Here is a 21,440-nt window from a genome sequence, read left to right on the forward strand (position 1 = left end):
TCGCGCATCCCCTTTCGCAAAACAGTCTTAGGCGCGGTCGGCCCGGCCCCAGCGCTGGTAGAGATTGTAGCCCGACACCCCGACGCAGGCGAGGGCGATGACGGCGAGCACCCAGCCGATCAGGAGGGTTTCGTCGCTCGAGCGGGATGACTGGCGGAAGGCGGCCATGGCCGCGCCGAACGATAGCATGCCGATGCCGCCCATCACCAGAAAGGTTGCGGTTTCGCTCCAGCTGGCCTGCTGAGCGGGGGGCGTGGCCGGAGCATAATCGACAGGAGCCTCTTCATCGGTCGCTGAACTCTCCTCCGTCCCGAACAGAGGCGCCTGGTCCGGATCGGCAGTCTCCGTGTTCTCGGGCCATGCGACGCGGGCGTTCGACGGTTCCTGGGGCGAGACAGGGTCAGCCGTCAGTTCAAGCGGGACCGGCTCCAGCGGCTGTTCGGCGGCGGCGAACACCGGGACTTCGACCGCCTGTTCGGCGATCAGTTGCGACGGTTCAACCGTCTCAGGCGCGTCTTCTGAAGTCGCAGGCTCTACCACCGGCTCGGGCGGGGAAACGTCTTCACTCGCGCCCGCTGAATCGTTGGGTGACGAGTCTGGCAGGGCCGGGGTCGGAGCGAATGAAATCTCGACGGCGCGATCTTCCGTCGTGTCGACCTCGACCTGTTGCGCAGCGACGTCGTTGGCGGCTGTGGCGGGCGCATCCGGCTTTGCGTTCAGGCGTCCCGTTCCAAAGCCCAGCAGCGGGCCATCGGCGCGCACGGCGTAGGGGGAGTAGAAGGCTGCGACGCTGGCCGTCGCTTCGGGCTGAGGCGCGGAAGTCGCAGGGCGCGGCTCCGATTCTGTCTCCGGTTCGGCCTCTTTGGCGGCGTCGGTCTCGATCAGAACGTCCGGGGTCGATTCCCCTTCGGCAGGCGGCGTCTCTTCGATGATGACGGGACGCTGGTCTTCGTGCTCGCCCAGAAGAACAGCGACGGCGGCCGCTGTCGTTAGGGTCGCCGACGGCAAGGCGGGAAAGGGCGCGACATCCGTGTTTTCAAACGCGACCGCCTCTGCCGACGGCTCCGGTTCGACGGTGCGCTCCACGAGGGTGGCGGTCACCGGCGGCAGGGGGGCGGCGAGAAGGTCGGCCAGCGAAACCGGCGCGTCGGGATTGGCGACGAACAGGGCGCGTTCGGCGGCGCGGCGGCGCGGCGGCGCGACGACCGCGTTGTCGTCCGTCCAGGCCAACAGGGCCTCGGCGGCTTCGTCGGACGCGCCGGCGTTCAATCGGGCCAGGACGTCGGAGGTCGTGAAGCGATCAACCCCCACCGAGAAGGCGAAACTGGCCAGGGCGTCGAACTGATGCTGGTTCAGCGGGGCCTGGACGGAGGCGATGGCACGCACCACCGGGATCAGGTCGTACTGCAGCAGCAGTTCGGCGTCGCTCTCTGACACGCTCAGCCCTTCGCGGGCGGAACGGGTATGGCCATAGCCGATCATCCAGCGACCGTCGGCGCGCTGAACGGCCCGGGGGCGGAAACCCTCGAAGCTCTTGATCAGAATGACCCCCTCGCGGGAAATCTTGGTTGGTTTCGGCGTGTCAGACACAGGTGTTGCCCCAAAGCGAGACGGCGGCGCGGCCCAGGGCCACGTCTCAGCAAACATGGGGCCAGGCTTCTACAGCAAAACGATGGTGGCCAGACCGAGGAAAATCAGGAAACCGAAGAAGTCGGTCGTGGCCGTCACGAACACCGCCGACGATACGGCGGGGTCGAACTTCAGCTTCGACAGGGTCAGCGGCGTCAGCACGCCGATGCAGGCCGCCACCAGCAGGTTCAGGATCATGGCCGCCCCGATGACCAGACCGATCCGCCAGTCCTCGTCGCGGAACCAGAACCCCGCAGCGACCCCGATAAGAGGCGCCAGCACCAGGCCGTTGGCCACGCCGACCGCCAGTTCACGCAGGAAGGTGCGCATGGCGTTGGCCGAGTTCAGTTCGCGGGTCGCCAGGGCGCGCACGGTGACGGTCAGGGCCTGGGTCCCGGCGTTGCCGCCGATGGCCGAGACGATGGGCATCAGCACCGCCAGGGCGACGATCTGCTGGATGGTGGCCTCGAACAGGCCGATGACGCTGGCGCCCAGGGCCGCCGTCGCCAGATTGATGGCCAGCCAGGGCACACGACCGCGCACGATCTCGGACACGGACGAACCGCGGTCCTCGTCGGCGACGCCGGCCAGGCGAAGGATGTCCTCGCGGTTTTCTTCCTGAATGATGTTGACGATGTCATCGACGGTGATCTGACCCACCAGCCGACCGCCCGCATCGACGACCGGGGCCGAGATCAGGTGATATTTCTCGAAGATGTAGGCGACCTCTTCCTGATCCTGATCGACGGCGATCACATTGATCGGCTCCATCAGTTCGGACAGGGCGGCGCTGCGTGGCGCACGCAGCAGGCTGCTGATCGGCACGCCGCCGACCGGGCGGTTCAGCGGATCGACCACATAGATGTCGAAGAAAAGTTCGGGCAGGTCGTCGCCCTGTTTGCGGATGTGGTCGATGGTGTCGCCCACGCTCCAGAACTGGGGCGCGGCCATGACCTCGCGCTGCATCAGGCGGCCGGCGGACTCCTCGTCATAGCCGAGGCTGCTCTCGATCGCCGCGCGGTCGACGTCGGGCATGGCGGCCAGGACGCGTTCGCGCTGATCGTCCTCAAGGTCCTCGACCACGGCGGCGGCGTCGTCGGAATCCAGTTCCTGCAGGGCCTCGGCCAGGGTTCCGTGCGGCACCCGCTCCAGCACCTCTTCACGGATGCTGTCGTCCAGCTCGGGCAGGGTCTCGGCCAGCAGTTCCGGCGGCAGCCAGAGCACCACGACGGCGCGGTGTTCCGACGTCAGGAAGCCCATCAGGTCGGCGACGTCGGCGGGGTGCAGATCCTCCAGCAGCGACCGCAGCCGCATGCCGTCGCCGTCGTCGGCGGCGTCCACGACTTTCTCGACGAATTGAGGGGTGAGGACATAGTCCTCGTCCAGGGCGGCGTGGTCTTCGTTATCAGGCGCTTCGGCTGGAGCGAAGGCGGAGTCCGTGGTGTTCACGTGGTCGCCTCCCTTGGTATGTCCAGCCGTAGTTAGCCGATGAATCGCCCTGTTTAGCCAGATGGTGCGGTCGAGAAGACTCGAACTTCCACGGGTTGCCCCACAGCGACCTCAACGCTGCGCGTCTACCAATTCCGCCACGACCGCTCGCATCGGAGCGGCGGCGAATAGACGAAGCCGCCGGAAAAGGAAAGGCTCTCTTTTCAGCCGTGTCGCGCTTTTTGCGTTTCGGCTGGTGGAAGCGTCAGGCCGAACCCGCCATGAAGTCGTAGAGGTCGGCCGGGCGGGTCACGGTGATGGCGATCCGGTCGTCGCGAATCTCGATCTCGCCGCGCGCGACGGGGTGATTGTTCGCCAGAATCCAGACCTCGTCGCCTTCCGAGGCGTCCAGCGGAATCACCGCGCCCCGACCCATGCGCAGCAGTTGCGACATCGGCAGCACCATACGGCCCAGCACCACTGAGATTTCGACGTCGACGGCGTTGATTTGGGACACGGGCGCTCTCGTTCACTATGAGGTCGTCCCTTGCGGAAACGCCTCAAGCTGCACATTGAAGCCTTATGCTTGCCGAGCCGTTAAGTCCTGAACTTCAAAAGCTGCGTCGCGACGATGATCGCCCTGTCGAATGGGCCGTCGCGACCCGCCCGGTCGATTACGCCGTCGCCGAGGCCTTCATGGAAGCGCGTGTCGCCGCCATTGCGGCGGGGGAGGCGGGCGAGATGGTCTGGCTGCTGGAACATCCGCCCCTCTATACCGCCGGGGTGTCGGCGCGGGACGAAGACCTGCTCGACGCCGGCCGCTTCCCGGTTCACCGGACGGGACGGGGCGGGCAGTTCACCTATCATGGGCCGGGCCAGCGGGTGGCCTATGTCATGCTGGACCTGAACCGGCGCGGCCGCGACGTGCGCGCTTTCGTCAGGGGGCTGGAGCAATGGCTGATCGGCGGGCTGGCCCAGTTCGGCGTCACGGCCGACGTGCGCGAGGGACGGGTCGGGGTCTGGGTCGAGCGCAAGGGCGCGGGCTGGTCGCGCGAGGACAAGATCGCCGCCATCGGCGTCAAGGTGCGCAAATGGGTCAGCTTCCACGGCGTCAGCCTGAACGTCGAGCCGGACCTGGATCATTTCGGCGGCATCGTGCCCTGCGGAATTCAGGAGCATGGTGTCACCAGTCTGGTCGATCTGGGCGTTCTGGCCACCATGGACGAGGCGGACGCGGCGCTGAAGACCAGTTTTCATCGCCTGTTCGGCGCGACCGTGGAAGCGGCTTCGCCGCTTTGACCTGCGCCGCTTCGCCGCAATCGGTATGACATTTGGGCGAAAGGACGGCGGCGGGGGTTGGCAAGCGTGGGAGGCATAAGGTTTAACGGCGGCGCCAAGCTTATCGTCCAAGCCCAGGAGCCTCCATGAACCGCCTGATCGCCGCCGCCTCGGCCGCCGTCGTGTCCCTGACACTGGCCGCCGGCGCCGCCTCCGCCCAGGATTTCCGCGCCCTCGCGCAGCAGGACCTGCAGACGGTCCATGACGTCCTGGCCGCCAACCACCCCGCCGCCGTCGTGCCCGGCGCGCCGGGCGAGGCCTTCCGGGCCTGGATCGACACCGGCTTGGCCGACGCCCAGAGCAAGGCCGGTCGCGTCAACAGCGGCGACAGCCACGCCTATCTGCTGCGCTATTACGCCAACGGCTTCCGCGATTCGAACATCGCGACCCGCCCGACCTATGAGGGTCTGGGTCCCTATTTCGCCATCGGCTGGCCGGGTCTGACGACGGCCTGGCGCAACGGCGAATATGTGGTCTCCTATGTGAAGCCCGGCGTACGCAGCCTTCCGCCGGTCGGCTCGACCCTGGTGAAATGCGGCGACAAGACTGCGGCGCAACTGGCCGACGAACGCCTGGACCGTTGGGAAGGCGATCTGACGACCGAGGCCGGCCGCGTCCGCACGGCGCCCTATCTTCTGTGGAACCGCAACAATCCGCTGACCAGCGGCGTGCCGTCGCTCTGCACCTTCAAGGTCGGCCGTCGGGAGCGCGAGTTCCAGATGCAGCCGCAACCCGCCGAGGCCGGGGCGCTGGAAGCCGCCTATCGCGCCACCGTCTATATGCCCCCGGCCAATCCCCTGGCGATCGAGACGGTCAACGGCCGTCCCTGGATCCACGTCCATAGTCTGGCGGACGAAGCGGGCTGGGACGCCTTCTATGCTGCGGTCGAGGGCCAACTGGCCGCCCTCCGCGGGCCACAGGGCTTCGTCATCGACCTGCGGGGCGCCAATGGCGCGTCGCTGAACGCGACGGGCCGGGGCTATGGCCTGGCCAACCGGATCTGGACGCCCGAGTTCACCGTCAGCCGCCAGCCCGAGGCCGGCTCCATCACCTATCGCGCCACCCCGACCAACCGTCAGTGGTTCGTCGACACCCTGAACCGGATGCAGGCCGATCCGCGCTTCGTGCAGGAGTCGGGCGCGGTCATCGAGCAGACCCAGGCCATCGTCGCCGCCTTTGATTCGGCCCTGGCCGCCAATCAGGCCACCTTCACCCTGCCGGGCCGCCCGTCGGTCGCGGACACCGGCACGGCCAATCCGGTCGCCGGTCCGGTGATCGTTCTGGTGGACGGCGGCTGCACCAGCGGCTGCCTGGACACGCTGGACCTGCTGACCCGTCTGCCGAACGTGCGCCTGGCCGGTTCGGTGACGGCCGAGGACTCGATCTTCATCGAGCCGACCGTCCTGCGCCTGCCGTCGAACTATGCGGACCTCAGCTATGGCCACAAGGCCTGGATGACCCGCCAGCGCGGCAATGACATGCCCTTCACCCCGGTCCAGGGCCTGGCCTACACCGGCGATCCGACCGACGAGACCGCCGTCCGCGCCTGGGTGGGAAGCCTGTTCCAGTAAAAAACGTCCCGATCGAACGGGCTGTGGGGGCGGGCAGGGGTGGAACCTCGGCCCGCCCCTTCTTATTTGGAGGTCATGACCGATCTCGCCCCCCCGTCCGACCGCCTGCGCTCGCCCTCGGGCTATGACCTGACTCCGCCGGATGACGCTGAACGCGCCCGGCTGGAAGCCGACCTGAACCCCGAGGAGAAGCGCGTCCTGCTGTCGCACGGCACCGAGGCGCCCTTCTGCGGCACCCTGCTGGGTGAGAAGCGGGCGGGGGTCTTCTGCTGCCGCGAATGCGGCCTGCCCCTGTTCCGCAGCCGCACCAAGTTCGAGAGCGGCACCGGCTGGCCCAGCTTCACCGAGCCGGTCGATCCGGCCCATGTCCACGAAATCCGCGACACCAGCTACGGCATGGTCCGCATCGAGACCCAGTGCGCCCGCTGCGGCAGCCACCAGGGCCACGTCTTCCCCGACGGCCCGCCGCCGACCGGAAACCGCTATTGCATCAACTCGGTGGCCCTGTCCTTCGTGGCCGAGGGCGAGCGCCTGTCGGATCCGTTGCATCGCGGCGACGGCGACGCCTGACCTTGGCCGCATTCGCTGTGCTAGGATGATTTTGAACGGAGGCGGCGCATGCTGATCGCAGGACTCTTGGCGGGTATGGCTCTGACGATGTCGGGGGCGATGTCGGGTGGCGATCCCGACGGCGTGGTCACCACCGCGCCATCCAACGCCCCGACCCTGGCCCAGGCCATGGCCGCCGCGCCCGAGGCCGCCGTCGCCGCCCCCACGGCCCAGGACGCTACGCCCCACGGCCTGACCACCGAACAGCAGATCCAGCACTGGATCGACAGCCGCACCCCCGGCGCCAGCTTCGACGAAGCCTCCGCGCCGGGTCCACAGGATGACCGCCAGATGCACGGCATGGTCGAGGCCGGCATCGGCACCGGCGGCTACCGCAGCTATGGCGCGGCGGTGTCCCTGCCGGTCGGCGAGAACGGCCGTCTGGACCTGGCCTATCGCGAGGGCCGCAACCAGCCCTGGGGCTATGGCTATGGCGGCGGATACGGCCTGCGCGGGCCGGGCTACTACGCGCCCCACGGCGGCTGGTCCGGCCGCGGCTACGGCGCCGATTCGACCAGCAAGTCGCTGTCGCTAGGCTTCAGCTGGAGCAAGGATGACGATGCTGAAGACCGCGATCCGTGGCGGCGGGGGCTGTCGGCCTACGACTGACGCGGCTATCGCATCGTCCAGTTTTAGGCTGAGCGCCGAGGTCGCAAATCGACCCATAGCGGACCTTAAAAGCCTCACTCGATTAGTGTCGTGTCCATAAAATCGAAGCGTGCAGTCTGGCCGCTCTCGGTTGAAAACGTCGCAGAGAATAACTCCGGATCTAATCGAACCCTGACCCCTTCGTGTGTCATTCGACGCAATGCATCCAAACGCATGGGGTCACGGACATTGCATTGATCTTGAGGCGCCCGAGCAGCCATTCGTTCGTTGCTGATCAAGACGCCGCGCTTCTCATCCAAGCGACCGCTATCGCCGCAGTCAATATACAGTTGATAGCCCGTGAACGTCAGGGCGTCAGGGTTTATGCCTTTGAGATGTAGCTCGATATTCGAGCCTACCGTCGGCTCGCCGTTTATCTCAACAGGGTACCAGTAGCCGATAAGCGAGGGCGCAGAAGGGTCTCTAACCCAGCCGCAACTCGCGATCCCGAAAGACGCCAGCATGATCAGCGCCAATTTCATGGCGCTCGCGGTCATCGTACAGGGGCGATCTGTGCATTCAGCGCCGTCGGACATACGGGAAACTTAGCATGCCCATGTCCGCTTTCCACCCTAAGCTGACGTTCTCGACGTCCGTTCCTACACCTCTAGACCAACCCCTCCGCCAGATCGCCCGTCTTCCGAACGAACAGCCATCCCACGGTCGTCGCGGCGAAGAAGGCCAGGGCGATGCCCAGGAAGGTCCAGCCCGACATCACGACCGCCCAGCCGCAGAAGCTCAGCCCGCCCAGAGCGGCCAGGCGCGCGGGCCAGCGGTCGCTGAACCGGAACAGGGCGGCGCAGCACAGGCCGTAGACGACCAGGAACAGCACGGTGGTCGCGCCGATCAGCAGGCTGAACTGGCCGGCCAGGCGCGGCTGGGCGCTGATCAGCACCATCAGGGTCATCAGGCCGCCGTGGATCGGCGGATTGGCGGGCGGGGTCAGGGCGCCTCGGCCGAAGATGCGAGGCAGGAAGCCCTGACGGGCCCCGGCGCGGGCGGTCTCGCCGGTCGGCATCATCCAGCCGCCCAGGGTGCCCAGGGTCTTGGCGATGGCGCAGACGGCGACGAAGCCCGCCGCGCCGCCGCCGATCACCCGTGCGGCCACATCGGCGAAGGGGCTGCTGGATTTCGCCAGTTCAGCCGCCGGAATCACCCCGAAGATGGCCGCGCTGACCGCAATATAGATGACCGCCGCCAGGCCGACCCCGGCGAAGGTGGCGCGGCCGACGTCGCGCTCGGGATTCTTAAGCCGCTGGGCCACGACCCCGGCGCTCTCGAAGCCGAGGAAGGCCCAGAAGATCAGGGCCATCGAGGCGGGAACGCTGGCCACCAGCCCCGCGCCGTCCGGCGACCAGGAGGCGGCGAAAATCTGGGGATCGAAGGCCATTGCGCCGGCGACGGCGGCGATGGCCAGGGGAATCAGGCCGATCCCCAGCGACAGGCCGCCGAAACGCGCCACCGCGCGCGGTCCGGCCATATAGAGGAAGGTAGTCAGCCACAGCAGGGCGATATTGCAGATCACGCTGGGCCAGCGTTCCGCCAGCACGGGGAAGAAATGCGCCAGATAGCCGGTGGGGGCCACGGCGATGGCGACATTGCCCAGCCAGTTGCCGACCCAATAGCCGATCGAGGCCTGATAGCCGAAGAATCGACCCAGTCCCTGTTCGGCATAGCCCGACAGGCCGTCGGCGGCGGGCAGCCTGCGCCCCAGGCCCGCGAAGACCCCGGCCAGCAGCAGGGCGCCGACGGCGGCCACGACCCAGCCGACCATGCTGGAACTGCCGACCGACGCCAGGGAGGCCGGCAGCAGATAGACCCCCGAGCCGATCATGTTTCCGGTGACGAGCAGGGCGGCCAGAACCCAGCCCAGCTTGCGCGGTTCCGTTTTCCGGGTGTCGGTCATGACGGTCGCCTCTTGATCGCGCATAGCAAAAAGGCCCGACTTGCGCCGGGCCTTTTCAGTCTCAGATGGTGCCGCCGGGGGGAATCGAACCCACGACCTCAGCCTTACCAAGGATGCGCTCTACCACTGAGCTACGGCGGCCCCGACTGAGGAAGCGGCCGTATAGCCAGAGGCTTCCGGGGAGGGAAGCGGTTTTTTGATGATCTGAAAGAAAGTTTGGACACGGCCCCTGATCACGGCATGATCCGGACATGACTCGCTCCCCGCCTGACGCCGACACGCCGCCCGCCGTTGCTGCGGCCTCGCCCCCCGAGGTTTCGGCACCGTCCGAGGTCGAGCGGGCCAAGGCGGATCGGGCCATTCGACTGGCCTCGGCCCTGCGCGCCAACCTGAAGCGCCGCAAGGCGCCGGCCCGCACCCCCGCCGCGCCGAAAGACCGCAACTGAAAGTCATCGGCCTGCGCCCGTTCCGCCCTTTGGCAAGCGCGCGCCGGCTTGCTAGAGAACCATCCCCCCGAGGCGTTTCCTTCGGGCGCGCTTAAGGACGTCATGGACAGTATCGCCATTCAGGGCGGCGCCCAGCTTTTCGGGGATATTCCCGTCAGCGGCGCCAAGAACTCCGCCATCAAGCTGATGGCCGCCTCGATCCTGACGGATCAGCCCTTGCTGCTGACCAATATGCCGCGTCTGGCGGACACCCGGTTCCTGGGGCAACTGCTGCGCCAGTTCGGCATTGAAGTGACCGAGCGTGACGGCGCGGACGGGCAGGAGAGCCTGTTCCACGCCAAGGACCTGACCTCGACCTTCGCTCCCTATGATCTGGTGCGCCAGATGCGGGCCTCGTTCAATGTGCTGGGGCCCCTGCTGGCGCGGACCGGCGAGGCCAAGGTCTCGCTGCCCGGCGGCTGCACCATCGGCGCGCGGCCGGTGGACCTGCACCGCCAGGCCCTGACGGCGCTCGGCGCCGAGATCGAGCTGGACGAGGGCTATGTCACCGCCAAGGCTCCGTCGGGTCTGAAGGGCGCCGAGATCGAGTTTCCGTTCGTCTCGGTCGGCGCGACCGAACACGCCCTGCTGGCCGCTGTGCTGGCCCAGGGGACGACCGTGCTGCGCCGCGCCGCGCGCGAGCCGGAGATCGGCGACCTGGCCCGCTGTCTGACCGCCATGGGCGCGAAGATCGAGGGCATAGACACCGACGTCCTGACCATCACCGGGGTTTCGTCGCTGAACGGCACGACCTGGTCGGTGATTCCCGACCGAATCGAAATGGGCTCCTACGCCGTCGCCGCCGCCATGGCGGGGGGCGAGGTGCGTCTGACCAAGGCGCGGGCCGAACTGATCGGCGCCCTGACCGACAAGATGATCGAGGCCGGGGTCGAGGTGTCGCCCACCGCCGACGGCGTGTTGATCAAGCGCGATCCGAAGGTCCGGTTGCAGGCGGTCGATATCGAAACCGCCATCTATCCCGGCTTCGCCACTGACCTGCAGGCCCAGTTCATGGCCCTGATGACCACGGCCGACGGGGTCAGCACCGTGCGCGAGACCATTTTCGAGAACCGGTTCATGCATGTGCCGGAGCTGGCGCGGCTGGGGGCCGAGATCTCGGTCCACGCCGGCGAGGCGCAAGTTCATGGAGTCGAGGTGCTGCACGGCGCCCAGGTGATGGCCACCGATCTGCGGGCCTCCATGTGCCTGGTCATCGCCGGTCTGGTCGCCGAGGGCGAAACCACGGTCGGCCGCGTCTATCATCTGGATCGCGGTTTCGAGCGTTTGGAAGAAAAGCTGGGCGCGTGCGGCGCCGATATCCGCCGAATCAAAAGCCAAGACGATGGGATGGGGTGATGAGCACTGAGATCGACGGCGTCATTTCCGAAGCCAAGGCGCCGGTCGAACCGCTGCGCCTGCTGGCCGAGGACGCCGACGATCTGCAGATTATCTCCGCCGCGCTTCAGGACGCCATCCTGCGGCCGGTCGATATCGTTTGGGAAAAGGGCGCCCGCACCCTGACCATCGCCTTCAGCCGCTTCTGCTGGGAGTGCGGCGGAACGCGGGTGATGTGCGCCATGCAGTTCGGCGACGTGCTGGCGGTCAAGAGCCGCCGCCTGTCGCGCAGCCCCGACGCCTCGCTGGAGCTGCTGGCCCTGGATTTCATGCCGACCGAGGCGCCGGGCGGGCGGGTGATCCTGATGTTCGCCGGCGGCGGCGATCTGCGAATCGACGTCGAATGCCTGGACGCCGTGGTGACGGACATCTCCGAGCGCTGGCCGGCGCGGGTCGCCCCGACGCATCTGGACGCGGCCCCCCTGACCGCACCTGAAAATGATGAAGGGAGCGCGGCATGAGCGGCGTCCACAAGCTGGTCTCGGTCGAGCTGGACACGGTCACGCTTCCCGCCGCCACCGCCGAGATCGAGCACGAACGCCGCGTCGCCATCTTCGACTTGGTCGAGAAGAACAGCTTCGAACCGGTCGGCGCCGACAGTGGTCCCTATAAGCTCAAGCTGTCGTTGCAGGACAATCGGCTGGTGTTCGACATCGATGGCGAGGGCTTCACCCGCACCTACGCCATCAGCCTGACGCCCCTGAAGGGGGTGCTCAGGGACTATCTCATGATCTGCGACAGCTATTACGAGGCCCTGCGCGGGTCGTCCGCCAGCCAGATCGAATCGGTCGACATGGGCCGGCGCGGCCTGCACAACGAGGGGGCCGATCAGCTCAAGGCGCGGCTGGACGGCAAGATCGTGGTCGATCACGAGACCGCGCGACGACTGTTTACGCTGCTCTGCGCCCTCTACCGTCGCGGCTGACCTCGACTATCTCTGCGTTTTCGGGCATTAGGCCCCTCCATTCCGCCCCTCGCGCCCGCCCGGCGTGGGGTCGAACGCATATTCAACGGGCGTGAGAGGCCGCATGGCTAAGGAAGAACTGCTCGAGTTTCCCGGCACCGTCAGCGAACTGCTGCCGAACGCCACCTTCCGCGTGACGCTCGAGAACGACCACGAGATCATCGCCCACACGGCGGGCAAGATGCGCAAGAACCGCATCCGCGTGCTGGCCGGCGACAAGGTTCTGGTGGAAATGACCCCCTACGACCTGACCAAGGGTCGCATCACCTATCGCTTCAAGTAAGGGACGGCTCGTATGAGCCGGCCTGAGCTGGTGCTGGCCTCGGCCAGCCCGCGCCGCATCGAACTGCTGGCGCAGGTCGGGATCACGCCCGACCATATCGATCCCGCCGACATCGACGAGACGCCGCTGAAGGGCGAGACGCCCACGCGTCTCGCCGAACGTCTGGCTACGTCCAAGGCCCAGGTGGTCGCGGCGCGACGGCCCGACGCGGTGGTCATCGCCGCCGACACCGTGGTCGCCGTGGGGCGTCGCTTCCTGGAGAAGGCGTCGGACGAGGCCGAGGCGACGCGGTTCCTGAAACTGCTGTCCGGCCGCAATCACCGGGTCTTCACCGGCGTGGCCGTCGTGCGCGACGGCAAGCTGTCGTCGCGGGTCAATGAGACCCGCGTCAGCTTCAAGCCGCTGTCGGATCACGAGATCGCCGCCTATGTCGCCACGGGCGACTGGCGCGGCAAGGCCGGCGGTTACGGCATCCAGGGTCCGGCCGGGGCCTTCATTCAGCGAATCGTCGGCAGCCATCCCGCGGTCATGGGCCTGCCCCTCTATGAGGCGGTGCAGTTGCTGCATGGCGTGGGTTGGCGGGCATGAGCGGCGAGATCGAGGTCTTCCTCGACGAGGCGCCGGGCGAGACTCGCGGCGCAGTTTCGCGCGACGGCCGCTATACCCATCTGCTGATCCATCGTGACGGCGATCTGCCCCAGCATCGCCTGGGCGCCCGGTCCGTCGGCCGGGTGACCGAGATCAATCCCGGCCTGCGCGGCGCCTTCGTCGATCTGGGCGCCGGCGCGCCGGCCTTTCTGCCCTTTCATCGCAATGAACGTCTGACCCAGGGCGAACGGCTGGAGGCGGCGGTCGTCGCCGAGCCGCGCGCCGGCAAGGGCGCGGTTCTGCGCCGCCTCGGGCCGGGGGAGGGGGCGCCCCGCCTATTGGACGCGGCGCCCAGCATCGCCGCGCAACTGAGAGACCTCGCCGGGGGCGGGGGCTTGATCACAGGTCTCGCCGCCATCGACGCGGTGACGGAGGCGGAGGAAGAGGCTCTGGCGCCCAGCCATGTCTTCCCCTCGCACGGGGTCGATCTCGCTATCGAACGCACCCGCGCCCTGATTGCTGTCGATATCGATCATACGGCCGGGACGGGGCGGGATCCGAAGCAGGCGCGTGCTGCGGCGAATCGTCAGGGGCTGAACCAGGCTGCGCGTCTGATCGGCCTGCGGCACTGGGGCGGGCTGATCGTCATCGACCTGGTCGGCGACGCAGAGGACGCCGCCGCCGGGGACAAGGCGGCCCGCGCGGCCTTCGCCCACGAACCCCAGGCCGTGTTCGGCCCGATCAGCCGGTTCGGCCTGTTGCAGATGTCGCTGCCTTGGCGGCGAACCCCTATCGAAGAAATCCTGTTCGAGGCTGGTCGCCGGCGGTCAGTCCAGACCGAGGTCCTGACCCTGGCGCGGGCGCTGCGCCGACGACTGTTGTCCGACACCCTGTCGCCGCGCGTCGTCGCGCGCTGTGCGCCGGACGAGGCCGCGATTCTCGCTCCCCTGGCCGCCCGCATGGGGCCGCGCGCCTCGGTGCGAGCCGACGCTGACGTGCGGCGCGGGTGCGGCCGTATCGAAGGACCGGATCGATGAGCACCTGCCCGATCTGCCGCAAGGCCGACGCCGATCCCAAGTACAAGCCCTTCTGCTCGCGCCGCTGCTCCGAGGTGGATCTGCAGCGCTGGTTCACGGGCGGCTACGCCATCCCGGCCGCCTTGGACGAGGGCGCCGAAGATGATGGCGAAAAGGACTGAAACGACGCTGGACAGGCGGAAACGGCTCGCCTATAGACCCGCCTCTCGCGACGCCGCGTCGGCGCCTGGATAGCTCAGTTGGTAGAGCAGCGGATTGAAAATCCGCGTGTCGGTGGTTCGAACCCGCCTCCAGGCACCATCTTTCGACGGCCCGCCGACCTTCCCTCAAATGATCAAGCAAATGGTCTCGTTCCATGGAACGACGGCATCTGAAACGATGCTGATCGAGTGCTTTGGGGGCGGATGATCTGCGAAACCCTCTCAGAGGAGTAAAAAACTCCTCCGGAATATGGTTTTCGAACAAGCTTGCGCTAATCGCGGCGAAATCATCACAAAAGTGTCGCTTTCTGGCTTTCTGGCGGTCGAAAGGAGCAAGACTTGCTCGAACTTCGCCCGGCGGGTGAAATCCGGCTGTTCTCCCTTGACGCTCCGGTAAGGGTTCGCCAAAGGGGGTAGGACGTCCTCCCACAAAGGCGTCAGACGGATTCTTAGGAGACGCGTTCTCCGGCGGTTCGAATACGGAGGCGATGCGGGCAACCGGATGCGTCTTCATCAAAGAATTCAGCGCCCGGATGATCCCGATGGGACGTGGGGCGTTGAAGGAAACATTTTCAGGTTGGGGGGCGGCTCTTTGACACGGCCGCACCTTTGGTTCCACGAGTCAGACCAAGCAGGAACTGGCGAATTATGCTGAACAGCAAAAAGACGAACATCCTTCTCGCCATGGCCGGCGCCGCCGTGCTGATGGCGAGCTCGCCGGTCTTGGCCCAGGCCCCGGCCGAGCCGACCCCGGCCGCTGCACCCGCAGCAGCCCCGACGGCGATGGCTCCGGCCGCCGACGCGGCCAACCCGGAAAGCATGAACGAAGCCGTCGGCGGCGGTCACGGCGGCGACATCACGCCGATCTCCATGTTTATGGAAGCGACCGTGATTGTTAAGGTCGTCATGATCGGCCTGCTTCTGGCTTCGATCCTGTCCTGGACCCTGCTGCTCATCAAGCTGTTCGAGTTCGGCGCTCTGAACCGCAAGACCGACAACTTCCTCGAAACCTTCCGCGGCGCCCGCACCATCGCGGACATGCGCGCCGTTTCGACCCAGGAAGAGTTCGACGGCAACCCGCTGGCTGACATGGCCGCTGCGGCGACCGAAGAAGTCGAAATGTCGCGTCAGGCCGGTCTGTCGGTCACCGGCGATCACCTCGACTCGGCCCTGGGCCGCGCCGCCGCCGCTGTCACCGCCGTTCAATCCGGTCTGGCCCTGCGCCTGTCGGGCGGACAGCAGTTCCTGGCTTCGGTCGGCTCGATCGGTCCGTTCGTCGGTCTGTTCGGTACGGTTTACGGCATCATGAACTCCTTCATCGGTATCGCCCAGTCCAACACGACCAACCTGGCCGTCGTTGCCCCGGGTATCGCTGAAGCTCTGCTGGCCACCGGCATCGGTCTGTTCGCCGCTATCCCGGCCGTTGTCTTCTACAACTACTTCAACACCCGCATCGCCGCCTACGGCACCCGTGCCGATGGCTTCGCCGCTGAGCTGCTGAACGGCATCTCGCGTCAGCTCGACAAGGGGGCGTAAGACGGATGGCCGCCAAGATTAAATCGGGCGGCGGCGGCAACAAGGTCGAGGCCAACAGCGATATCAACGTCACGCCTTTCGTTGACATCATGTTGGTCCTCCTCATCATCTTCATGGTCGCGGCTCCGCTCGCTTCCGTGTCGGTGCCGGTCGAGTTGCCCATCGCCGTCGCCAAGGCGGCCCCGAACCCGCCCAAGCCGGTCTATATTTCGATCCAGAATGACGGCGACGTCTTTGTGGGCGACTTCCAGACCGACGTCGGATCCCTGGGCGAAGATCTGCTGAAGCAGATCGGGTCCCGGAACCCGGCGGATGAGCGGATCTTCATTCGGGGCGACCAAAACACCCGCTACGGTGATTTCATGCAGGTCATGAACGCTTTGCAGGATAACGGCTTCTACAGCGTTGCACTGGTCGGCGAAGACCAGGCGACGAGCTAGAGCGCGGGGATAGTATGACAGACGTCGAATATCATCGCAGTCGTTACGACGTACCGAAGGCCAAGGGTTTCATGGGGGTTTCTTACCCCGTGCTGATCGTTTGCCTCCTGGTTGTTACGATCCTGTTCGCATTGCTGATCTTCTTCCTTCAGCAGTCGAAGTTCAAACTGAAGGAGTTCAACTACGTCGACGAGTCCGTCGAGGTCGAGTTGGTCGAGCCGGTTCCGCCGCCTCCGCCGCCTCCGCCCCCGCCGCCTCCGCCGACGGATCAGCCGCCGCCGCCCAAGCTTCAGGTGCGGGTGCCGGCTCCGGTTCCGAACGTGGTTCCTCCTCCGCCGGTGAACATCACGCCGACGAAGAAGGAAGACCGGGTCGAGTACACGGGTCCGCCCGTGAACATTCCTGGACCGCCGCCGCCTCCGGCGCCGCCGGCCCCGGCTCGTCCTGCGGTGGTGACCAGCGTCGCCTGGTCGCGTCAGCCTCAACCCGAGTTCCCTGAGCGTGCTCAGGAGCGCGGTATCGAAGGCGGCACCGTGACCCTGCTCTGCACTGTCGCCGCCAACGGCACGCCGACGAACTGCAGTGTGGTTTCCGAGACGCCCTCGGGCTCTGGTTTCGGTCAGGCCGCTCTTCGCTCCATGCGTTCGGCGCGGTTCTCGCCCGGCACCGTGGACGGTGTGGCTCAAGGCGGTCAGGCCCGCTTTACGGTTCGCTTCCGTCTCCAGTAGGCGAAGGCGAGTTCAACAAGACAGAACGCCCCGGTTTCGGCCGGGGCGTTTTTCTTTGCATCAGGCGCAACGACGCCTTGATCCCCTGCCACAGTCCCGGTAGAGAACGCCCCTCGCGACGCGCGGGCCGCCTTAGCTCAGTTGGTTAGAGCGCCGGTTTGTGGAACCGGAGGTCCTCAGTTCAAGCCTGAGAGGCGGTACCATCGCGCAGCGTGGCGGGGCTTGCAGCCCGCCGCCCCAGTGACCATCTCCTGGTCGTCGGCGTGTTTCCGCGCTGATCCCCCACATCGACAGGAGAGCGCAGATGAAGACGCGCAAGTTGGGCCCGAACGGTCCCGAGGTTTCGGCCATAGGCCTGGGCTGTATGGGCATGAGCGCCTTCTACGGCGGCGCGGACGAGGCCCGGTCCATATCCGTCATCCACCGCGCCCTCGACCTGGGCGTCACCCTGTTCGACACCGCCGAGATGTACGGCCCGCACACCAATGAGATGCTGGTCGGCAAGGCGCTGAAGGACCGGCGCGATCAGGCCTTCATCGCCACAAAATTCGGCATCAACTACAACGCCGACCGTTCCAAGCTATTGGTCGACGGCAGCCCGGCCAATGTCCGCCGCGCCATCGAGGGCAGTCTTCAGCGCCTCGGCGTCGATCACGTCGATCTGTACTATCTGCACCGGGTCGATCCCGACACGCCGATCGAGGAGACGGTCGGGGCCATGGCCGAACTGGTCAAGGAGGGCAAGGTCCGCTTCCTGGGCCTGTCCGAGGCGGCGCCGGAGACCCTGCGCAAGGCCCATGCGACACATCCGATCACAGCGCTCCAGACCGAGTATTCGTTGTGGACCCGAGATCCGGAGGACGAACTGTTCGCGGTCGTGCGTGAACTGGGCATAGGCTTCGTGCCTTACAGTCCGTTGGGCCGGGGCTTCCTGTCCGGCGACATCAAGTCCATCGACGATCTGGAGGCGGACGACTTCCGCCGCACCAACCCCCGCTTCATGGGCGAGAATTTCCAGAAGAACCTGGATCTGGTCGAGGCGGTGAAGACCATCGCCGCCGACAACGGCGTGACCGCCGCCCAACTGGCCCTGGCCTGGGTCCTGGCCCAGGGCGAGGATCTGGTTCCGATCCCCGGCACGCGCCGCGTGGCCACTCTGGAACAGAACGTGGCCGCAGCGGACATCGTCCTGACGCCGGAAGACCTGGCGCGCATCGATGCGGTCTTCCCCAAGGGCGCCGCCGTGGGCCACCGCTACGCCGAGGCGGCGCGCGCGGCCCTGAACCACTGAGGTCGCAGCCCAACTGAGTCCGAACCGTCAGGCTTGACGGTAGACATGAAAAGGCCCGGCCGGATCGCTCCGGCCGGGCCTCTTTGCGTCTGGACGGGCCTACTGGATACGGGTCCAGGTCTGGGTCTTGCACAGGGGCGCGACGACGCAGCCGCGCAGGTTCAGGCTGTTGTCGTTGGTCATGGTGATGGTGCCGCGATAGGTGCGGCCGTCGGCCGGATTATAGACCGAGCCGTTGCGCCATTCGGTCGGGCCGCCGGTGAAGCCGGTCAGCATGGGCAGGTTGCGCAGGGTGCGGCCGCGCAGGGCGGTGTCGCGATTGTGCTCGTCGCGGGCGTTGGCGTCGGTCCGGATGTGGTCCGAGTTCACCAGGGTCCCGCACAGGGCTTGGCCGCAGCGGGCGATCCGCACCTGGCCGCCATTGGTCGGGGTCTGCCACAGGCCGGTCGGATCGGCGGCCAGGGCGGGGGAGGCGAGGGCGGTCGCCAGGGCGGCGGCGGCCAACATGATCTTGGTCTTCATGGTCGTTTCCTTTGCTCAGGCCGGTTCGGCGGCCCGTTGGCGATCAAGGTGATCCGGGTTTCGGTTCAAAACAAGGCTGAACTGATCTGCTTCGCTAATGAAAACCGTCCCTTAGGGAAGCTTTTAGCCAGGCGGTCAGGCCGCATTGACCTTGTCGCGCAGCAGGCGTCTGATCCGGCAAAACAAGCCTTGGGAGACACCATGGCCGACCGACCAGGAAACGACCACGGAAGCCTTATCAAACAGGCGCTGGACAACGGGGCCGAGCCGGCGCGCTCTGCGCTCGCCGCATCCTGGCGTCGGTCCATGTCGCTGTACGGCCTGGATCCGGAAGACGGCGGCCGCGCCCAAACCTTGACAGAGGCGCAATTTCTTGAGGCGCGGCAGGCGATGGAGCCGATGACGCGGGCGGCGCAGGGGGTGCTGGACCGGCTGTTCCTGGCCGTCGGCGACACCGGCTGCTGCATCCTGCTGACCAACGCCGACGGGGTGCCGTTGGAGCGCCGGGGGGCGGCGGCGGATGACGAAATCTTTCGCCGCTGGGGGCTGTGGCCCGGCGCAATTTGGTCCGAGGCGGTCGAGGGCACCAATGGCATCGGCACGGCCCTGGCGGAACATCGGCCCGTGACCATCCATCGCGACCAGCATTTCCACACTCGCAATACGGCCCTGAGCTGCACCAGCCATCCGATCCACGATCATCTGGGACGCCTCGCCGGTCTGCTGGACGTCTCGTCCTGTCGCGCCGATGCGACTGCGGGCGTGCTGGGCCTGATCGCGGCGGCCGTGGCGGACGCGGCGCGAGCCATCGAGGCTCAGACCTTCCGCCAGGCCTTTTCCCAGGCGCGGATCGTCCTGGCCGGGGATGCGGTCGAACGCAATGCGGCGGCCCTGCTGGCGGTGGATCGGGATGACCTGGTGATCGGCGCCACCCGCGCCGCCCGCCTGGCCCTGTCCATCACCGACGAGCGGATCGCGGCCCAGCTGGCGGCGTCCGAGGTGCTGGGGGCGGGCTGTGTCGAGACGGAGCTGCTGGAGGCCGAACGGGGGGCGGTGCGTCGCGCCCTGGCGCGCAGCGGCGGCAATGTCTCAGCGGCGGCGCGGGCCCTGGGGGTCAGCCGCGCGACCCTGCACCGCAAGCTGCACCGACTGGGCCTGTCCCGCGAAGCCCACTGAGCCGACTGTCGCAGGTCTGCGACAGGTTTGCGCTGCACCATGGAACCCCCGTCTGGCGGATCGGCCGGGGCGGGCCGAGCTTGCGGTCCCAACGACGTCGGTAATCGACGCCCGAGGGAACGTAGGAGTGTTTCATGACCAAACCCGAATTCGCCCGCGCCGCGACGCCCAAGTTCAAGACGCGCTATGACAACTTCATCGGCGGCCAGTGGGTGCCGCCGGTCAACGGCCGCTATTTCGAGAACACCTCCCCGGTGAACGGCCGCGTCCTGTGCGAAGTCGCACGCTCGGACGCGGCCGACGTCGAGCTGGCGCTGGACGCCGCCCATGCCGCCAAGGACGCCTGGGGCAAGACCAGCGTCGCCCAGCGCGCCGTCATTCTGAACAAGATCGCCGACCGGATCGAGGCCAACCTCCAGGCCGTCGCCGAGGCTGAGACCTGGGACAACGGCAAGCCGGTGCGCGAAACCCTCGCCGCCGACATCCCCCTGGCCATCGACCATTTCCGCTATTTCGCCGGCTGTATCCGCGCCCAGGAAGGCGGGATTTCGGAGCTGGATCACGACACGGTCGCCTATCATTTCCATGAACCGCTGGGCGTCGTCGGCCAGATCATCCCGTGGAACTTCCCCATTCTGATGGCGACGTGGAAGATCGCGCCTGCCCTGGCGGCGGGCAACTGCATCGTGATGAAGCCGGCGGAACAGACCCCGGCCTCGATCCTGCTGCTGATCGAGCTGATCCAGGACCTGGTGCCCGCGGGCGTGCTGAACATCGTATCCGGCACGGGCGCCGAGGTGGGCGAGCCCCTGGCCACCAATCCCCGCATCGCCAAGATCGCCTTCACCGGCTCGACCGCCGTAGGTCAGAAGATCATGGAGTATGCGACCCGGAACATCATTCCGGTGACGCTGGAGCTGGGCGGCAAGTCGCCGAACATCTTCTTCAAGGACGTGATGGACGCCGACGACGCCTTCCTGGACAAGGCGCTGGAAGGGTTCGCCATGTTCGCTCTGAACCAGGGCGAGGTCTGCACCTGCCCCAGCCGGGCCCTGATCCACGAAGACATCTATGAGGCCTTTATCGCCAAGGCCATCGCTCGGGTCGAGGCCATCGTCCAGGGCGACCCGCTGGACCCGGCCACCATGGTCGGCGCCCAGGCTTCGGAACCGCAGTTGAAGAAGATCCTGAGCTATCTGCAGATCGGCAAGGACGAAGGGGCTGAGGTGCTGACGGGCGGCGAGCAGTCGCTGCTGCCGGACGACCTGTCGGGCGGCTATTACGTGAAGCCGACCGTGTTCAAGGGCACCAACGACATGCGGATCTTCCAGGAGGAGATCTTCGGCCCCGTCCTGGCCGTGACCACCTTCAAGACCTTCGAAGAGGCCATGGAGATCGCCAATGACACCGAATACGGCCTGGGCGCCGGGGTGTGGTCGCGCGATATGAACACCGCCTATCGGGCGGGTCGGACTATCCAGGCGGGCCGCGTCTGGACCAACTGCTATCATCAGTACCCGGCGCATGCGGCCTTCGGCGGCTACAAGAAGTCGGGCATCGGGCGCGAGAACCACCGGATGATGCTGGACCACTATCAGCAGACCAAGAACCTGCTGGTCAGCTACAGCCCCGACAAGCTGGGCTTCTTCTGATCTGTATCAAGGAT

24 protein-coding genes and 4 tRNA genes are annotated in these 21,440 nt (G+C 66.7%); 20 read left to right on the forward strand and 8 right to left on the reverse strand.

All coding sequences use genetic code 11. From position 1 onward, the window contains the following. Positions 1–27: 27 nt before the first annotated feature. The 4 genes from Q7J26_RS03375 to Q7J26_RS03390 form a co-directional block, all read right to left on the reverse strand. Complete coding sequence (locus Q7J26_RS03375) at positions 28–1,590, reverse strand: lysozyme (RefSeq protein ID WP_304935101.1); 1,563 nt, start codon at positions 1,588–1,590, stop codon at positions 28–30. Between the two features lie 69 nt (positions 1,591–1,659). Continuing rightward, positions 1,660–3,078, reverse strand: a complete 1,419-nt coding sequence (gene mgtE / locus Q7J26_RS03380; RefSeq protein ID WP_304935102.1) for a magnesium transporter — start codon at positions 3,076–3,078, stop codon at positions 1,660–1,662. A 62-nt stretch (positions 3,079–3,140) separates the two neighbouring features. Further along, positions 3,141–3,225, reverse strand: a tRNA-Leu gene (locus Q7J26_RS03385). Between the two features lie 97 nt (positions 3,226–3,322). Continuing rightward, on the reverse strand, positions 3,323–3,574 hold the full coding sequence (locus tag Q7J26_RS03390; protein ID WP_304935103.1) for a FliM/FliN family flagellar motor switch protein: 252 nt from the start codon (positions 3,572–3,574) through the stop codon (positions 3,323–3,325). A 65-nt stretch (positions 3,575–3,639) separates the two neighbouring features. Here Q7J26_RS03390 and lipB point away from each other — a divergent pair, with 65 nt between their 5' ends. From lipB to Q7J26_RS03410, 4 genes are all read left to right on the forward strand, one after another. Then, on the forward strand, positions 3,640–4,356 hold the full coding sequence (gene lipB, locus Q7J26_RS03395) for a lipoyl(octanoyl) transferase LipB (RefSeq protein ID WP_304935104.1): 717 nt from the start codon (positions 3,640–3,642) through the stop codon (positions 4,354–4,356). Positions 4,357–4,481: 125 nt separating this feature from the next. Beyond that, positions 4,482–5,966: a hypothetical protein gene (locus Q7J26_RS03400; RefSeq protein WP_304935105.1), complete on the forward strand. Its 1,485-nt coding sequence runs from the start codon at positions 4,482–4,484 to the stop codon at positions 5,964–5,966. 75 nt (positions 5,967–6,041) lie between these two features. Then, a complete protein-coding gene (gene msrB / locus Q7J26_RS03405; protein WP_304935106.1) occupies positions 6,042–6,536 on the forward strand; it encodes a peptide-methionine (R)-S-oxide reductase MsrB in 495 nt (164 codons plus the stop codon). A 48-nt stretch (positions 6,537–6,584) separates the two neighbouring features. After that, positions 6,585–7,184, forward strand: coding sequence for a hypothetical protein (locus tag Q7J26_RS03410; RefSeq protein ID WP_304935107.1), 600 nt, complete (start codon positions 6,585–6,587; stop codon positions 7,182–7,184). A gap of 74 nt (positions 7,185–7,258) precedes the next feature. On the opposite strand, the gene Q7J26_RS03415 is transcribed toward Q7J26_RS03410, so the two are convergent. The 3 genes from Q7J26_RS03415 to Q7J26_RS03425 all read right to left on the reverse strand — a co-directional run bounded on the left by Q7J26_RS03415 (position 7,259) and on the right by Q7J26_RS03425 (position 9,270). Continuing rightward, positions 7,259–7,705, reverse strand: a complete 447-nt coding sequence (locus tag Q7J26_RS03415) for a hypothetical protein (protein ID WP_304935108.1) — start codon at positions 7,703–7,705, stop codon at positions 7,259–7,261. Positions 7,706–7,830: 125 nt separating this feature from the next. Continuing rightward, the gene (locus Q7J26_RS03420) at positions 7,831–9,129 is read right to left on the reverse strand and encodes an amino acid permease (RefSeq protein WP_304935109.1); all 1,299 of its coding nucleotides are present in this window, start codon (positions 9,127–9,129) and stop codon (positions 7,831–7,833) included. A gap of 66 nt (positions 9,130–9,195) precedes the next feature. Continuing rightward, positions 9,196–9,270 (reverse strand) — tRNA-Thr (locus Q7J26_RS03425). A gap of 110 nt (positions 9,271–9,380) precedes the next feature. Here Q7J26_RS03425 and Q7J26_RS03430 point away from each other — a divergent pair. The 14 genes from Q7J26_RS03430 (at position 9,381) to Q7J26_RS03495 (ending at position 18,076) form a co-directional block, all read left to right on the forward strand. Then, entirely contained in the window at positions 9,381–9,575 is a 195-nt protein-coding gene (locus Q7J26_RS03430) for a hypothetical protein (protein ID WP_304935110.1), read from the forward strand. A 102-nt stretch (positions 9,576–9,677) separates the two neighbouring features. After that, complete coding sequence (gene murA, locus Q7J26_RS03435; RefSeq protein ID WP_304935111.1) at positions 9,678–10,970, forward strand: UDP-N-acetylglucosamine 1-carboxyvinyltransferase; 1,293 nt, start codon at positions 9,678–9,680, stop codon at positions 10,968–10,970. Continuing rightward, positions 10,970–11,470, forward strand: coding sequence for a DUF2948 family protein (locus tag Q7J26_RS03440; RefSeq protein ID WP_304935112.1), 501 nt, complete (start codon positions 10,970–10,972; stop codon positions 11,468–11,470). Before murA ends, Q7J26_RS03440 begins: the two co-directional genes overlap by 1 nt. After that, positions 11,467–11,934 carry a UPF0262 family protein gene (locus tag Q7J26_RS03445; RefSeq protein WP_304935113.1) on the forward strand — a complete coding sequence of 156 codons (468 nt, stop codon included), beginning with the start codon at positions 11,467–11,469 and terminating at the stop codon, positions 11,932–11,934. Before Q7J26_RS03440 ends, Q7J26_RS03445 begins: the two co-directional genes overlap by 4 nt. Before the next feature lie 103 nt (positions 11,935–12,037). Continuing rightward, positions 12,038–12,256 (forward strand): translation initiation factor IF-1, encoded by a 219-nt coding sequence (infA, locus tag Q7J26_RS03450; protein WP_008261544.1) that lies wholly within the window; start codon positions 12,038–12,040, stop codon positions 12,254–12,256. Between the two features lie 12 nt (positions 12,257–12,268). Further along, a complete protein-coding gene (locus tag Q7J26_RS03455; RefSeq protein ID WP_304935114.1) occupies positions 12,269–12,844 on the forward strand; it encodes a nucleoside triphosphate pyrophosphatase in 576 nt (191 codons plus the stop codon). After that, positions 12,841–13,881 carry a ribonuclease E/G gene (locus Q7J26_RS03460; protein ID WP_304935115.1) on the forward strand — a complete coding sequence of 347 codons (1,041 nt, stop codon included), beginning with the start codon at positions 12,841–12,843 and terminating at the stop codon, positions 13,879–13,881. The genes Q7J26_RS03455 and Q7J26_RS03460 overlap by 4 nt, the downstream gene beginning before the upstream one ends. Next, positions 13,878–14,042, forward strand: a complete 165-nt coding sequence (locus Q7J26_RS03465; RefSeq protein WP_008259215.1) for a DNA gyrase inhibitor YacG — start codon at positions 13,878–13,880, stop codon at positions 14,040–14,042. Before Q7J26_RS03460 ends, Q7J26_RS03465 begins: the two co-directional genes overlap by 4 nt. 63 nt (positions 14,043–14,105) lie before the next feature. Beyond that, a tRNA-Phe gene (locus tag Q7J26_RS03470) sits at positions 14,106–14,181 on the forward strand. A gap of 548 nt (positions 14,182–14,729) precedes the next feature. After that, positions 14,730–15,617 carry a MotA/TolQ/ExbB proton channel family protein gene (locus tag Q7J26_RS03475; RefSeq protein WP_304935116.1) on the forward strand — a complete coding sequence of 296 codons (888 nt, stop codon included), beginning with the start codon at positions 14,730–14,732 and terminating at the stop codon, positions 15,615–15,617. Between the two features lie 5 nt (positions 15,618–15,622). Next, positions 15,623–16,057 carry a biopolymer transporter ExbD gene (locus tag Q7J26_RS03480; RefSeq protein ID WP_304935117.1) on the forward strand — a complete coding sequence of 145 codons (435 nt, stop codon included), beginning with the start codon at positions 15,623–15,625 and terminating at the stop codon, positions 16,055–16,057. A 14-nt stretch (positions 16,058–16,071) separates the two neighbouring features. Further along, positions 16,072–16,785 carry an energy transducer TonB gene (locus Q7J26_RS03485; protein WP_304935118.1) on the forward strand — a complete coding sequence of 238 codons (714 nt, stop codon included), beginning with the start codon at positions 16,072–16,074 and terminating at the stop codon, positions 16,783–16,785. Between the two features lie 126 nt (positions 16,786–16,911). Next, positions 16,912–16,988, forward strand: a tRNA-His gene (locus Q7J26_RS03490). A gap of 101 nt (positions 16,989–17,089) precedes the next feature. Continuing rightward, complete coding sequence (locus Q7J26_RS03495) at positions 17,090–18,076, forward strand: aldo/keto reductase (RefSeq protein WP_304935119.1); 987 nt, start codon at positions 17,090–17,092, stop codon at positions 18,074–18,076. Positions 18,077–18,175: 99 nt separating this feature from the next. On the opposite strand, the gene Q7J26_RS03500 is transcribed toward Q7J26_RS03495, so the two are convergent. Continuing rightward, a complete protein-coding gene (locus Q7J26_RS03500; protein WP_304935120.1) occupies positions 18,176–18,598 on the reverse strand; it encodes a DUF2147 domain-containing protein in 423 nt (140 codons plus the stop codon). Between the two features lie 201 nt (positions 18,599–18,799). On the opposite strand from Q7J26_RS03500, the gene Q7J26_RS03505 reads away from it, so the two are divergent. Together Q7J26_RS03505 and Q7J26_RS03510 are read left to right on the forward strand one after the other, a co-directional pair. Beyond that, complete coding sequence (locus Q7J26_RS03505; RefSeq protein ID WP_304935121.1) at positions 18,800–19,774, forward strand: GAF domain-containing protein; 975 nt, start codon at positions 18,800–18,802, stop codon at positions 19,772–19,774. A gap of 134 nt (positions 19,775–19,908) precedes the next feature. Beyond that, the gene (locus Q7J26_RS03510; RefSeq protein ID WP_304935122.1) at positions 19,909–21,426 is read left to right on the forward strand and encodes an aldehyde dehydrogenase family protein; all 1,518 of its coding nucleotides are present in this window, start codon (positions 19,909–19,911) and stop codon (positions 21,424–21,426) included. The last annotated feature ends 14 nt before the right edge of the window (positions 21,427–21,440 follow it).

The sequence above is a fragment of the Brevundimonas sp. genome (assembly GCF_030656255.1).
Taxonomy (GTDB): domain Bacteria; phylum Pseudomonadota; class Alphaproteobacteria; order Caulobacterales; family Caulobacteraceae; genus Brevundimonas.

What these genes read in the sequence shown, in the direction of transcription:
- Q7J26_RS03430 (WP_304935110.1), top strand. Translation starts at nt 9,381, where the DNA reads ATGACTCGCTCCCCGCCTGACGCCGACACGCCGCCCGCCGTTGCTGCG.
- Q7J26_RS03480 (WP_304935117.1), top strand. Translation starts at nt 15,623, where the DNA reads ATGGCCGCCAAGATTAAATCGGGCGGCGGCGGCAACAAGGTCGAGGCC.
- Q7J26_RS03510 (WP_304935122.1), top strand. Translation starts at nt 19,909, where the DNA reads ATGACCAAACCCGAATTCGCCCGCGCCGCGACGCCCAAGTTCAAGACG.
- Q7J26_RS03455 (WP_304935114.1), top strand. Translation starts at nt 12,269, where the DNA reads ATGAGCCGGCCTGAGCTGGTGCTGGCCTCGGCCAGCCCGCGCCGCATC.
- Q7J26_RS03415 (WP_304935108.1), bottom strand. Translation starts at nt 7,705, where the DNA reads ATGAAATTGGCGCTGATCATGCTGGCGTCTTTCGGGATCGCGAGTTGC.
- Q7J26_RS03445 (WP_304935113.1), top strand. Translation starts at nt 11,467, where the DNA reads ATGAGCGGCGTCCACAAGCTGGTCTCGGTCGAGCTGGACACGGTCACG.
- Q7J26_RS03420 (WP_304935109.1), bottom strand. Translation starts at nt 9,129, where the DNA reads ATGACCGACACCCGGAAAACGGAACCGCGCAAGCTGGGCTGGGTTCTG.
- Q7J26_RS03460 (WP_304935115.1), top strand. Translation starts at nt 12,841, where the DNA reads ATGAGCGGCGAGATCGAGGTCTTCCTCGACGAGGCGCCGGGCGAGACT.
- msrB (WP_304935106.1), top strand. Translation starts at nt 6,042, where the DNA reads ATGACCGATCTCGCCCCCCCGTCCGACCGCCTGCGCTCGCCCTCGGGC.
- murA (WP_304935111.1), top strand. Translation starts at nt 9,678, where the DNA reads ATGGACAGTATCGCCATTCAGGGCGGCGCCCAGCTTTTCGGGGATATT.
- Q7J26_RS03410 (WP_304935107.1), top strand. Translation starts at nt 6,585, where the DNA reads ATGCTGATCGCAGGACTCTTGGCGGGTATGGCTCTGACGATGTCGGGG.
- Q7J26_RS03495 (WP_304935119.1), top strand. Translation starts at nt 17,090, where the DNA reads ATGAAGACGCGCAAGTTGGGCCCGAACGGTCCCGAGGTTTCGGCCATA.
- Q7J26_RS03465 (WP_008259215.1), top strand. Translation starts at nt 13,878, where the DNA reads ATGAGCACCTGCCCGATCTGCCGCAAGGCCGACGCCGATCCCAAGTAC.
- infA (WP_008261544.1), top strand. Translation starts at nt 12,038, where the DNA reads ATGGCTAAGGAAGAACTGCTCGAGTTTCCCGGCACCGTCAGCGAACTG.
- Q7J26_RS03505 (WP_304935121.1), top strand. Translation starts at nt 18,800, where the DNA reads ATGGCCGACCGACCAGGAAACGACCACGGAAGCCTTATCAAACAGGCG.
- lipB (WP_304935104.1), top strand. Translation starts at nt 3,640, where the DNA reads ATGCTTGCCGAGCCGTTAAGTCCTGAACTTCAAAAGCTGCGTCGCGAC.
- Q7J26_RS03475 (WP_304935116.1), top strand. Translation starts at nt 14,730, where the DNA reads ATGCTGAACAGCAAAAAGACGAACATCCTTCTCGCCATGGCCGGCGCC.
- Q7J26_RS03440 (WP_304935112.1), top strand. Translation starts at nt 10,970, where the DNA reads ATGAGCACTGAGATCGACGGCGTCATTTCCGAAGCCAAGGCGCCGGTC.
- Q7J26_RS03485 (WP_304935118.1), top strand. Translation starts at nt 16,072, where the DNA reads ATGACAGACGTCGAATATCATCGCAGTCGTTACGACGTACCGAAGGCC.
- Q7J26_RS03500 (WP_304935120.1), bottom strand. Translation starts at nt 18,598, where the DNA reads ATGAAGACCAAGATCATGTTGGCCGCCGCCGCCCTGGCGACCGCCCTC.
- Q7J26_RS03400 (WP_304935105.1), top strand. Translation starts at nt 4,482, where the DNA reads ATGAACCGCCTGATCGCCGCCGCCTCGGCCGCCGTCGTGTCCCTGACA.